The organism is Pseudoduganella sp. SL102 (genome assembly GCF_027856995.1).
In the GTDB taxonomy this organism is placed as follows: Bacteria; Pseudomonadota; Gammaproteobacteria; order Burkholderiales; family Burkholderiaceae_D; genus Rugamonas; species Rugamonas albidiflava.
Map to the genome: position 1 here is coordinate 5,740,979 of NZ_CP115554.1, position 11,708 is coordinate 5,752,686.

At 64.0% G+C, this 11,708-nt stretch carries 12 protein-coding genes and 1 pseudogene; 1 reads left to right on the forward strand and 12 read right to left on the reverse strand.

All coding sequences use genetic code 11. The features are described 5' to 3' along the window. The first annotated feature begins 65 nt into the window (after positions 1–65). On the forward strand, positions 66–1,298 hold the full coding sequence (locus OU994_RS24180) for an MFS transporter (RefSeq protein WP_281608020.1): 1,233 nt from the start codon (positions 66–68) through the stop codon (positions 1,296–1,298). Between the two features lie 172 nt (positions 1,299–1,470). Here the strand turns inward: OU994_RS24180 and OU994_RS24185 are convergent, their stop codons facing one another. The 12 genes and pseudogenes from OU994_RS24185 to nuoI form a co-directional block, all read right to left on the reverse strand. After that, complete coding sequence (locus OU994_RS24185) at positions 1,471–1,767, reverse strand: hypothetical protein (protein WP_281608021.1); 297 nt, start codon at positions 1,765–1,767, stop codon at positions 1,471–1,473. A gap of 11 nt (positions 1,768–1,778) precedes the next feature. Further along, entirely contained in the window at positions 1,779–2,273 is a 495-nt protein-coding gene (gene ispF, locus OU994_RS24190; RefSeq protein WP_131144721.1) for a 2-C-methyl-D-erythritol 2,4-cyclodiphosphate synthase, read from the reverse strand. Then, positions 2,270–2,959: a 2-C-methyl-D-erythritol 4-phosphate cytidylyltransferase gene (gene ispD / locus OU994_RS24195; RefSeq protein WP_281608022.1), complete on the reverse strand. Its 690-nt coding sequence runs from the start codon at positions 2,957–2,959 to the stop codon at positions 2,270–2,272. The genes ispF and ispD overlap by 4 nt, the downstream gene beginning before the upstream one ends. A gap of 326 nt (positions 2,960–3,285) precedes the next feature. Beyond that, positions 3,286–3,981, reverse strand: coding sequence for a hypothetical protein (locus tag OU994_RS24200; protein ID WP_307731737.1), 696 nt, complete (start codon positions 3,979–3,981; stop codon positions 3,286–3,288). 101 nt (positions 3,982–4,082) lie between these two features. Beyond that, positions 4,083–4,646 (reverse strand): NUDIX domain-containing protein, encoded by a 564-nt coding sequence (locus OU994_RS24205; protein WP_131144718.1) that lies wholly within the window; start codon positions 4,644–4,646, stop codon positions 4,083–4,085. 79 nt (positions 4,647–4,725) lie between these two features. Further along, on the reverse strand, positions 4,726–5,055 hold the full coding sequence (locus OU994_RS24210; protein WP_281608023.1) for a DUF2818 family protein: 330 nt from the start codon (positions 5,053–5,055) through the stop codon (positions 4,726–4,728). A gap of 3 nt (positions 5,056–5,058) precedes the next feature. Then, positions 5,059–6,549, reverse strand: coding sequence for an NADH-quinone oxidoreductase subunit NuoN (gene nuoN, locus OU994_RS24215; protein ID WP_281608024.1), 1,491 nt, complete (start codon positions 6,547–6,549; stop codon positions 5,059–5,061). Positions 6,550–6,571: 22 nt separating this feature from the next. Beyond that, positions 6,572–8,071: an NADH-quinone oxidoreductase subunit M gene (locus OU994_RS24220; protein ID WP_281608025.1), complete on the reverse strand. Its 1,500-nt coding sequence runs from the start codon at positions 8,069–8,071 to the stop codon at positions 6,572–6,574. 24 nt (positions 8,072–8,095) lie between these two features. After that, positions 8,096–10,223 (reverse strand): annotated as a pseudogene (gene nuoL, locus OU994_RS24225) (NADH-quinone oxidoreductase subunit L). Between the two features lie 36 nt (positions 10,224–10,259). Then, positions 10,260–10,568: an NADH-quinone oxidoreductase subunit NuoK gene (gene nuoK, locus OU994_RS24230; RefSeq protein ID WP_131144713.1), complete on the reverse strand. Its 309-nt coding sequence runs from the start codon at positions 10,566–10,568 to the stop codon at positions 10,260–10,262. Continuing rightward, positions 10,565–11,194, reverse strand: coding sequence for an NADH-quinone oxidoreductase subunit J (locus OU994_RS24235; RefSeq protein ID WP_131144712.1), 630 nt, complete (start codon positions 11,192–11,194; stop codon positions 10,565–10,567). The genes nuoK and OU994_RS24235 overlap by 4 nt, the downstream gene beginning before the upstream one ends. An 18-nt stretch (positions 11,195–11,212) precedes the next feature. After that, positions 11,213–11,701, reverse strand: a complete 489-nt coding sequence (gene nuoI, locus OU994_RS24240) for an NADH-quinone oxidoreductase subunit NuoI (protein ID WP_130188321.1) — start codon at positions 11,699–11,701, stop codon at positions 11,213–11,215. Positions 11,702–11,708: the final 7 nt, after the last annotated feature.

Below are 11,708 nucleotides of genomic sequence, written 5' to 3' on the forward strand. Positions count from 1 at the left end.
TCCTTGACGTGTGGCGCTACCCCGGTAGATTATAACCGGCCGGTTAAAAACTCAAGGAAAACATCATGCACGCACCCGCCACGGCCTCCTCCGATCCCCTTGTCCCCGCGCCCGACGACGGGCCGCCCGGCCTGGCCGCCTGGCTGGCCGTGCTGTCGGTGGGCATCGGCGCGTTCGCGCTGGTGACCACCGAGTTCCTGCCGGTCGGCCTGCTGCCGCAGATGGCCACCGAGCTGCATGTCACCGAAGGGCTGGCCGGGCTGCTCGTCACGGTTCCCGGCATCGTCGCGGCCATTGCCGCCCTGGCGGTAACGGTCGGCGTGGGGCGGGCCGACCGGCGCCACGTGCTGTGGGCGCTGATGGGCGTGATGGTGATCTCGAACCTGCTGGTGACGTTCGCGACGTCGTTCTGGCCGATCCTCATGGGCCGCTCGCTGCTGGGGATCGGCGTGGGCGGTTTCTGGTCGATCGGTGTCGCCATCGGCCCGCGGCTGGTGCCGCTGCGGTACGCCACCCGCGCCACGGCGTTGATCTTCGGCGGGGTATCGATCGGTACCGTGGCCGGCGTGCCGGCCGGCGCCCTGATCGGCGAACTGTTCGGCTGGCGCACCGCGTTCGGCATCGCCGCCGGCATCGGCGTGCTGGTGCTGGCGATCCAGGTATTCCTGCTGCCGCCGCTGCCGCCGACCAGGGCCACCCGGGCGCGCGACCTGCCGCTGCTGCTGAAGAATGCCAAGGCCCGGGTCGGCCTGGCGGCCACGGTGCTGATGTTCATCGGCCAGTTCGCTGCCTACACCTACATCACGCCATTCCTCGTGCAGGTATCGGCGATGAGCGTGCGCACGGTCAGCGTCCTGCTGCTGGCCTATGGCGCCGCAGGCTTTGTCGGCAACATCATCGGCGGCTGGGCCGCGGAACGCAGCGCCCGTGCCGCGCTGGTCGGCACCGGGCTCGTTGTCGGCCTCGCTACCGTGGCCCTGCCGCTGTTCGGCCAGGGCGCGATCGCCGCCACGACCCTTGTCATGATCTGGGGGCTGGGCTTCGGCGCGATGCCGATCTCGCTGCAGAACTGGATGTTCCGCGCCGCGCCGGATGGCATGGAGACGGGCGGCGCGCTGTTCGTCGCCACCGCGCAAGTGGCGCTGGCCTCGGGCGCCGGCGTGGGCGGCCTTGCCGTCGACCACCTGGGGGTGCCGAGCGCGATGGTCGTCGGCGGCATGTTCGCGCTGGCCACTGCCGCCGTCGGCTGGCACTTCGGGCGCGACCGGCACCGCAGCGCCCTGCATGCCGTGCATTGAGTTACCCCGGTCGCCGCCGCCATCTGTGTGCCCGGCAAATGTTTCCTGAAAACCGGTGACAGGCTCCATTTTTTCTGGAACACCTGTTGCCGATTAATCGGAGCCTGTCACCGTTTTTTCTGGAACATCTGTTGCCCATTAAATGGTGCCTGTCACCGGTTTTCGGGGAGTGTCAGATGCGGCCCCGCCGGAATTCGGCGAGGAATTTTCGTGCCTGCGCGGGGCTGAGGACCACCACCGGATCGCCGTGGTAGACGTACAGGAACGGCGGGCCGCCGAGGCGGTCGGTCAGCTTGGCATGCACGAGAAAGCGCGTGCCCACCGGATGGTCGGCGACCAGCGCGCGCGAGCACTGCACGCGCAGCAGCGGGTGGTAGGCCTGGCCGACAACCGGGCGCACGCGCACGGTGCCCCGGTCGTCGAACGATTCCACGGCCACCTCGCGGTAGGCGGACAGGTCGCGTGCCATGGTGCGCGCCGTCAGTCCGCGCGCAGCACCAGCAGCGCGACGGCTTCGGCATTGATGCCCTCCTCGCGCCCCAGGTAGCCCATCTTCTCGTTGGTCTTGGCCTTCACGTTCACCTGGCCCGGCTCGACGCCCAGGTCGGCGGCGATGTTGGCGACCATGGTGGCGATGTGCGGCGCCATCTTCGGCTTCTGAGCGATGATCGTCGCGTCGACATTGCCGATGTCGTAGCCGGTTGCTTTTACCCGCTCTGCGGCGACACGCAGCAGCACGCGCGAATCGGCGCCCTTGAATTCGACGGCGGTGTCGGGGAAATGCCGGCCGATGTCGCCCAGCGCCGCGGCGCCCAGGATCGCGTCGGTGACGGCATGCAGCAGCGCGTCGGCATCGGAATGGCCATCCAGGCCTTTCACATGGGGGATGTCGACGCCGCCGAGGATCAGCTTGCGGCCCTCGACCAGGCGGTGGCTGTCGTAGCCCTGGCCGATGCGGAACGGGAGTTTTTTCATTGGGTGGATTCCATCGATAGATACATTTCAGCGATGCGGATGTCGGCCGGCAGCGTCACCTTCAGGTTGCGCGGATGGCCCTCGACCAGCCGTGGCGACAGGCCGAGCAGTTCGACGGCGCTGGCGTCGTCGGTGATCGCATCGGGATCGGGCGCTTCCTCGAGCGCCCGGCGCAGCAGCGCGTACGGGAACATCTGCGGGGTCTGCGCCAGCCACAGGCCGTCGCGCGGCGTCGTGGTGACGCCGCCGCCGCGCGTGCTCTTCACGGTGTCGACGACCGGCAGCGCAAGCAGCCCGCCGGCCGGTTCCGTGCCCGCCTCGGCCACCAGCTTGCCGACCAGTGCCGGCGTCAGCCCCGGCCGCGCCGCGTCGTGCACTAGCACGCGGTCATCGGCACCGACCATGGGCGCCAGCAGGCGCAGGCCGTTGCGGATGGACTCCATGCGGGTCGCTCCGCCACAGCGCAGTACCGTCACCCCCGCCATGTCGGGCGGCAGGACGTCGGCCACGTAGCCATCCTCCGGGCTGACGACGACATAGGTATGCGCGATCAGTGGGGACCGCAGGAATGCCTCGACCGTATGGCGCAGCATCGGCCTGCCCAGCAGCGGCAGGTATTGTTTCGGATAGCCCACCGCCATCCGGGCGCCCACGCCGGCGGCGGGGATCAGTGCAAAATAATTCATTTCACCTTCAACATCGTAAAAGCCGGCAGAACCGGACCTTCCGACGACACATTTTCAGGGAAGCCGGCTTGACACATGGCGGAATCACCGACCTGTCGCGTACCAGCTACACAATATGTTGCCAAAAATCGGGGACTGTCCCCATTTTTCGGCAACCTTTTTACTTCAGATACCGCATCTGCGCCGAGATTCCGGCAAATACGTTCAACGCCAGGCGATGACTTATATCGCCGACACAAAATTTCCAGGAATCGGGGACAGTCCCCGGTTTTTGGAAATATTTCCTGGATGCGGGGTGATCGGCTGCCCCCCGGGATCGGCAAACCTCAGCGGCCCGCCCGCGTCTTGACCAGGATCTTCTGGATCTCGCCATTGCAGGCCTTCGACAGCCGGGCATATTCGGCCGGCGCGTCGATCGCCGCCTGCACCGCTTCCACCTTGGCCATCTCGGCCTTGATGTAGGGCAGCCAGCCGGAGTCGATCTCGAAGGACAAGGCCGTGCGCGCGGTGCCGCTAGGCGCGTAGAACGGCTTGCCGCCGAAGCGCTTGGCCAGCGCGGCGGCGACGGTTTTTTCCACCTTCGGCAAATGATCCATGTAGGCCTGCATGTGCCGCATCTCGTGCGCCAGGATTTCCCGGTAGCCGCAGGAACCCGCAGGGAACTCGCTGCCCACGTAGATCTTCACCGGCGCATAGGTCAGTTGCACCTTCAGCCGCGGAGCGATGCACTCGTAGCCGCTGAGCCGGTCCTGCAGCATCGCCCCTTCCGCCCCGATCTGCACCATCGATTCGGTGCGCGTCAGGCCCAGCACGAATTCGTTGCGGCGCGCGACGCCCTTCATCGTCGTCAGCATCTTGTACGACAGCTGCGTGTTGATGGTGTAGCCGTTCTGTTTTGCCGAGAACACCGAGACGGTCTTCGTGATCGTATCCTCGCAGCGCGCCTGGAAGGCGGTGCGCGTCGGCGCGGCCTGCGCCTGCGTGGGCAGCCACGGCAACGCCAGCGGAACAAGCGCCAGCAAACGAGGCAGCGAACGTGGCAACCAGCGTGGCAAAAAGCGCGGCAAAGGACGCGGCAGAAAGCTCCAAAGATGAAGCGGCAGCGGCGAAACACGCGGCATGGTCAGTCCAGCTTCCAGTCTCCGCGGTGCAGCTTGTCGAGCCAGAGGGTGCCGATGATCGTCTTCACATCCGTGATGCGGCCGCTGCGCACCCAGTCCAGCAGCTCGTCGAGCGTGGCGGTGATGCATTCGACGAATTCGCCTTCGTCCAGCTTGGCCGGGCCGGGCTTCAGGCCGCGCGCCAGGTACAGGTCCAGGTGCTCGTCGGAATAGGCGATGGCGTTGTGGATGGTGGTGACGAAATGCCATTCGGTGGCGGTGTAGCCGGTTTCCTCTTCCAGCTCGCGCTTCGCGCATTCCAGATGGTCTTCGCCCTCGTCGATCTTCCCGGCCGGGAATTCGATGAAGACCTGCTCGTTCGGGTAACGGAACTGGCGCTCGACCAGGATGCGGCCATCATCCAGCACCGGCAGGATGGCCACCGCGCCCGGGTGGCGGATGTATTCGCGGTGGGTGATGGCGCCGTTGGGCAGCCGCACACGGTCTTTGTGAATCTTGAGGAAACCGCCGTCGTAGGCGATGCCGCCGTCGATCTTCACTTCCTTCAGGTGAGCATCGTCGCTCATGAACGCTCCTGTGATCGTAAAAGCCACAGTGTAGCAGCGCGGGAAGGCAAGTGAAGCCGCGGTGGCGGGCCGCCGCCGCTCAGTGCTTCTTCTTCAGGTAGCGGACGACGAAGCCGGGGAAGGCGAGGACGATGAACATGCAGGCGCTGATCGCGTAGAACTCCCACGTCTGAGGGAACACGGTACCGATGCGCCCTTCCAGCGCGCGGCCGATGCCGCCGACGATGAAGAACAGCACCGTCAGTTCGAGCAGCCGCACGAAGAAGGGTTTGACGGGCGCCTGCCCTGCCGCGCCCGCCGAAGAAAAGGCGAGCGGCACCAGGGCAAACACGCGCTCATTGAAGAACGGCAGGTTGGCCAGCACCAGTGCCAGCAGGATGACCAACCAGGCCGAGGCGCCGACGTCCATCGATTACGACGCCAGCGTCTTGCTCATCGCGTGCATGCACGCGTTCAGCAGCGGGCCGGGCACCACGCCCAGCACCACCACCATCAGGCCGTTCAGGCCCAGCACGATGTTCTTGTCGCCAGCAACGCGGATCGGTGCCGTGTCGCTCGGCTCGTCGAACCACATCACCTTCACGACGCGCAGGTAGTAGAACGCACCCACCAGCGACGCCATCACGGCGAACACCGTCAGCCACAGGTGGCCGGTCTTCAGCACCGATTGCAGCACGGTCAGCTTGGCCATGAAGCCCATCATCGGCGGCACGCCGGCCAGCGAGAACAGCAGCACGGTCATCAGCAGCGCGTACCAGCCGGAACGCTTGCCCAGGCCCTTGAAGTCGGCCAGTTCCTCGGCTTCGTGGCCGGCGCGGGCCAGCACCATGATCAGGCCGAAGGTGGCCAGCGTGGTCAGCACGTAGGTGATCGAGTAGTACATCGCCGAGCTGTACGCGGCCGACGCGTTGGACTGGTCGGTGCCGACCACGCCAGCCATCATGCCCAGCAGCACGAAGCCCATCTGTGCGATCGTGGAGTACGCCAGCATGCGCTTCAGGTTGGTCTGCGCGATGGCGGTCAGGTTGCCGATCACCAGCGACATGACGGCCAGGATCAGCAGCATCTGCTGCCAGTCGAAGGCCAGCGGGATCAGGCCTTCCACCAGCAGGCGCACCACGATGGCGAACGTGGCCAGCTTCGGCGCGCCGCCCAGCAGCAGCGTGACGGCGGTCGGCGAACCCTGGTACACGTCCGGCACCCACATGTGGAACGGCACGGCGCCCAGCTTGAACGCCAGGCCGGCCACCACGAACACCAGGCCGAACACGAGGATCGTGTTGTTGATGGTGCCGGCGGCGATCTTGGCCGACATCGTGCCCAGGTCCAGCGTGCCCGTCGCGCCGTACAGCATCGACATGCCATACAGCAGGAAACCGGAAGCCAGCGCGCCCAGCACGAAGTACTTCATCGAAGCCTCGGTGGCGTTGGTGTTGTCGCGGCGCAGGGCGACCAGCGCATACAGCGACAGCGACATCAGTTCCAGGCCCAGGTAGATGGACAGGAAGCTGCTTGCCGAGATCATCACCATCTGGCCCAGCGTGGCGAACAGCGCGAGGCCGTAGAATTCGCCACCCAGGTTACCGCTCAACATGCCGCGGTCCGTCGTGTACTGGCGCGCATACACCAGCGTGACACCCACTGACAGGTAGGTGAACAATTTCAGCAGGTTGCCCATCGGGTCGGACACGACCATGTTGTTGAACGCATAGGTCGTGGTACCGGCGGCGAAATCGCCGTACGTGATGAAGGCGGCGCCGGCCAGGGCCAGCAGCGACAGCATGTACGTGATGTTGCGTTTCGCGGCAGGCAGGTACACGTCGATCAGCAGGATCGCCGAGGTGGCGATCAGCAGGAAGATCTCGGCGTAGATCGGTGCGAGATTGGTATCGGTCGGATTCATAAAACTAAGGTCCTATCTGCAATCATTGGGCCAGCTTGGTCTGCGACACGTGCTGCAGCAGGTCGGCCACCGAGGTTTGCATCGTGTCGGTGAACGGCGCTGGATACAGGCCCATGTACAGGGTCGCGATCGCCAGGAGACCCAGCATCAGGAATTCGCGGTTATTCAGGTCGACCAGCTCGGCCACGTGGTGGTTCGCCACCTTGCCGAAGATGACGCGCTTGGCCATCCACAGCGAGTAGGCGGCGCCCAGGATCAGCGCGGTCGCGGCCAGGATGCCGGTCACGAAGTTGAACTGCACGGCACCCAGGATCACCATGAATTCACCCACGAAGCCGGAGGTCGCCGGCAGGCCGCAGTTGGCCATGGAGAACAGGATGAAGAACGCGGCGAACTTCGGCATCTTGTTGACGACACCGCCGTAGTCGGCGATCTGGCGCGAGTGCGCCTGGTCGTACAGTACGCCGATGCACAGGAACATCGCGCCGGACACGAAGCCGTGCGAGATCATCTGCATGATGGCGCCCTGCGTGCCCATCGCGTTGAACATGAAGAAGCCCAGCGTGACGAAGCCCATGTGCGCGATCGACGAATAGGCGACCAGCTTCTTCATGTCCTTCTGCACCAGGGCCACCAGGCCCACGTAGATCACGGCGATCAGCGACAGCACGATGACCATCGGCGCCAGGTACTGCGAGGCGTCCGGGGTAATCGGCAGGGAGAACCGCAGGAAGCCGTAGGCGCCCAGCTTAAGCATGATCGCGGCCAGCACGGCGGAACCGCCGGTCGGCGCTTCCACGTGGACGTCCGGCAGCCAGGTGTGCACCGGGAACATCGGCACCTTCACGGCGAAGGCCATGAAGAACGCCAGGAAGATCGCCACCTGCTCGGACATCGTGAGCGGCAGCTGGTGCCATTCGAGGATGTTCCACGAACCGGACTTGTTGTACAGGTAGATGATCGCGACCAGCGTCAGCAGCGAGCCGAGGAACGTGTACAGGAAGAACTTGAACGCCGCGTACACGCGGTTGGCGCCGCCCCACACGCCGATGATGATGTACATCGGGATCAGCGTGGCTTCGAAGAAGAAGTAGAACAGCAGGCCGTCGAGCGCGGTGAACACGCCGATCATCAGGCCGGACAGGATCAGGAAAGCGCCCATGTAGTGGGCCACGCGCTCCTGGATCACTTCCCAGGCGGAGATCACGACGATGATCGTGATGAACGCGGTCAGCGGCACGAACCACAGCGACAGGCCGTCGATGCCGAGGAAGTAGTGGATGTTGAAGCGCTCGATCCACGGGCTGCTTTCGGCGAACTGGATGCCGTGCGCTGCATTGTCGAACTGCGTGAACAGCGGGATCGTCGGCAGCAGCGAGACGATCGAGCCGATCAGTGCCAGCACGCGTACCAGTCCGGCGCGCGAATCGCGGCCGATCGCCAGGATGATGACGCCGAACAGGATCGGCAGCCAGATCGACAGGCTGAGGTAAGGAGGAAGATTATTAATCGTTGACTGCATCTTTTATCTCTTTTGCGTGTGGCGTTAGGCGTGCCAGAACGGCAGGAAGTACACCAGGAAGCCCAGGATGCCGATGATCATCACGAACGCGTAGTGGTAGATGTAACCCGTCTGCGCCAGGCGCGTCAGCGACGAGAACCAGCCCACCAGCTTGGCCGAACCGTTGACGACGAAGCCGTCGATGATGGCGCGGTCGCCCACCTGCCACAGGCCGTTGCCCAGCACGCGCGCGCCCTTGGCGAACACGGCCTGGTTGAACGCATCCATGTAGTACTTGTTGTCCAGCAGCGTGTGCAGGAACTTGAACTTGTCATAGAACCATGCCGGTACGCGCGGATTGACCATGTAGCAGTAGTACGACGCCACGACGCCGGCCAGGGCCAGCCAGAACGGTGCCGTCTGCAGGCCGTGCAGGGCCATCGCGACGGGGCCATGCCACATCTTGTTCAGCTCGGCCATTGCAGGGTGCCTGGCGGCGTCGACGGTGATGACACCGTTGAAGAAGTCGCCATGCAGCATCGGGCCGGCGGCCAGGAAGCCGATGATCACCGAAGGAATCGCCAGCGCGGCCAGCGGGAACCAGACGACGAACGGCGACTCGTGCGGTTTTCTCGCCCGGTGCCAGGCCATGGTGGCCGTGGTCGTCTTCTTCCTCTTCATGGTGCGCGTCCGAATCGTGCAGCGCGTGCGGGTCGCCATGGGCGGCCTTGGCCGTCGCGTGGTCGTCATGCTTGGCATGATGGTCGTCGTGGCCGTGCGCATGGGCTTTACCGAAGTTTTCCGGACCGTGGAACACGCGGAAGTACATGCGGAACGAGTAGAACGCCGTGATGAACACGCCGGCCAGCACCGCGAAGTTCGCGAAGCCGGCGCCCGGCAGGTTCGTGGCGTGCACCGCCTCGATGATCGAATCCTTCGAGTAAAAGCCCGAGAAGAACGGCGTGCCGATCAGTGCCAGGGAACCCAGCAGCGACGTGATCCACGTGATCGGCATGTACTTGCGCAGGCCGCCCATGTTGCGCAGGTCCTGGTCGTGGTGCATGCCGATGATCACGGAACCGGCGCCGAGGAACAGCAGCGCCTTGAAGAACGCGTGCGTCATCAGGTGGAACACGGCCACCGAGTAGGCCGACGCGCCCAGCGCGACGGTCATGTAGCCCAGCTGCGACAGCGTCGAGTAAGCCACCACGCGCTTGATGTCGTTCTGGATGATGCCCAGGAAGCCCATGAACAGCGCGGTGATCGAGCCGATGATCAGGATGAACGACAGTGCCACGTCCGACAGTTCGAACAGCGGCGACATGCGCGACACCATGAAGATGCCGGCGGTAACCATCGTCGCGGCGTGGATCAGTGCCGAGATCGGGGTCGGGCCTTCCATCGAGTCCGGCAGCCACACGTGCAGCGGGAACTGGGCCGATTTGCCCATCGCGCCGATGAACAGGCAGATGCAGGCCACCGTGATGACCATCCAGTCGGTGCCCGGCAGCGTTGCGTTGACCAGCAGGTCTTTCCTGGCGAACGCTTCCTGGTAGTCCATCGTGCCCGTGTAGGCCAGGATCAGGCCGATACCGAGGATGAAGCCGAAGTCGCCCACGCGGTTCACGAGGAACGCCTTCATGTTGGCGAAGATCGCGGTCGGACGCTTGTACCAGAAGCCGATCAGCAGGTAGGACACCAGGCCCACAGCTTCCCAGCCGAAGAACAGCTGCAGGAAGTTGTTGGACATCACCAGCATCAGCATCGAGAAGGTGAACAGCGAAATATACGAGAAGAAGCGGTTGTAGCCTTCGTCCTCGGCCATATATCCAATGGTGTAGATGTGCACCATCAGCGACACGAAGGTCACGACGCACATCATCATCGCGGTCAGCGAGTCGATCTGGAAGCCCACTTCCAGGTTGACGCCGGCCACGGTCATCCAGCGATAGACCGTTTCGTTGTAGGCGATGCCTTTCACGTCCATCACTTGCATGAAGACCTGGAAGGAGATCAGGAACGCGACCAGCACGCCCAGGATCGTTGCCGCCGTGGCGACCTTGCGGCCGACCACGTTGCCGAAGAACTTCGTGCCCAGCAGGCCCGCGATCGCGGACCCCGCCAACGGCGCGAGGGGAACAGCGAGGAGAAGGTTAGGGTTAAGCCCCGTCATGATGAACCTATCTGTTTATTATTCGAGGGTTAAAAACTAGCCTTTGAGGCTGTCCAGGTCTTCGACGTTGATGGTGTCCAGGTTACGGAACATCAGCACGAGGATCGCGAGGCCGATTGCCGCTTCCGCCGCCGCCACCGTGAGGATGAAGAACACGAAGATCTGCCCCGCCGCGTCGCCCAGGAAGTGGGAGAACGCGATGAAGTTGGTGTTCACCGCCAGCAGCATCAGTTCGATCGCCATCAGCAGCACGATGACGTTCTTGCGGTTCAGGAAAATACCGACGATCGCGATCGCGAACAGGATCGCGCCCAGGACCAGGTAATGTGCCAGTGACAGGGTCATGGTGCCTCCTTGGTTGCTACGGTGGACGCGACTTCTTTCTTGACGGCGTCCATCTTGACGATCTTCAGGCGGTCGTTGCGCTTCACGCGCACGGCTTCGCCCGGATCGAAGTACTTGATGTCCTTGCGGCGGCGCAGCGTCAGCGCGACAGCGGCGACGATCGCCAGCAGCAGGATCACGGCGGCCACTTCGAACGCGTAGATGTATTGCGTGTAGATCAGCAGGCCCAGCGCCTTCGTGGTGCCGATCGTGTTGGCCGCTTCAGGCACCGGCGTTTCCACGCCGAAGCTGCGCCACAGCACGGAAGCCATCTCCAGCACGATGATGCCGCCGACGATCGAGGCTACCGGCAGGTAGCTCCAGAAGTTCTTGCGCAACTCGGTCTGGTCGATGTCGACCATCATCACGACGAACAGGAACAGCACCATCACGGCGCCCACGTAGACGAGCACCAGCACGACGGCGAGGAACTCGGCTTTCAGCAGCATCCAGATGCCGGCTGCCTGGAAGAAGGCCAGCACCAGGAACAGTGCCGCCGTCACGGGGTTGCGCGCCGTGATCACGCGTGCCGCGGAAACCACCATGATGGCCGCGAACACGTAGAACAAAACGGTTGTAAAAGTCATGTGTAAGTCCGATCCAGATCAGCGGTACGCGGCATCCGCGGCGCGGTTGGCGGCGATGTCCGCCTCGTAGCGGTCGCCGACAGCCAGCAGCATCTCCTTGGTGTAGTACAGGTCGCCCCGCTTTTCACCGTGGTATTCCAGCACGTGCGTCTCGACGATCGAGTCGACCGGGCACGATTCTTCGCAGAAGCCGCAGAAGATGCACTTGGTCAGGTCGATGTCGTAGCGCGTGGTGCGGCGCGTGCCGTCGTCGCGTTCGTCGGATTCGATCGTGATCGCCATGGCCGGGCACACCGCTTCGCACAGCTTGCAGGCGATGCAGCGTTCCTCGCCGTTCGGATAGCGGCGCAGCGCGTGCAGGCCGCGGAAGCGCGGCGACATCGGCGTCTTCTCTTCCGGGTACTGCACCGTGATCTTGCGCGAGAACATGTACTTGCCCGTCAGCGCGAGGCCCTTGATCAGTTCGGTCAGCATCATGCTGCCGATAAAATCTTTTACTCGAGTCATTTTTGCG

Coding starts and splice junctions, on each gene's coding strand:
- OU994_RS24180 (WP_281608020.1), top strand. CDS start 66: ATGCACGCACCCGCCACGGCCTCCTCCGATCCCCTTGTCCCCGCGCCC.
- OU994_RS24185 (WP_281608021.1), bottom strand. CDS start 1,767: ATGGCACGCGACCTGTCCGCCTACCGCGAGGTGGCCGTGGAATCGTTC.
- ispF (WP_131144721.1), bottom strand. CDS start 2,273: ATGAAAAAACTCCCGTTCCGCATCGGCCAGGGCTACGACAGCCACCGC.
- ispD (WP_281608022.1), bottom strand. CDS start 2,959: ATGAATTATTTTGCACTGATCCCCGCCGCCGGCGTGGGCGCCCGGATG.
- OU994_RS24205 (WP_131144718.1), bottom strand. CDS start 4,646: ATGAGCGACGATGCTCACCTGAAGGAAGTGAAGATCGACGGCGGCATC.
- OU994_RS24210 (WP_281608023.1), bottom strand. CDS start 5,055: ATGGACGTCGGCGCCTCGGCCTGGTTGGTCATCCTGCTGGCACTGGTG.
- nuoN (WP_281608024.1), bottom strand. CDS start 6,549: ATGAATCCGACCGATACCAATCTCGCACCGATCTACGCCGAGATCTTC.
- OU994_RS24220 (WP_281608025.1), bottom strand. CDS start 8,071: ATGCAGTCAACGATTAATAATCTTCCTCCTTACCTCAGCCTGTCGATC.
- nuoK (WP_131144713.1), bottom strand. CDS start 10,568: ATGACCCTGTCACTGGCACATTACCTGGTCCTGGGCGCGATCCTGTTC.
- OU994_RS24235 (WP_131144712.1), bottom strand. CDS start 11,194: ATGACTTTTACAACCGTTTTGTTCTACGTGTTCGCGGCCATCATGGTG.
- nuoI (WP_130188321.1), bottom strand. CDS start 11,701: ATGACTCGAGTAAAAGATTTTATCGGCAGCATGATGCTGACCGAACTG.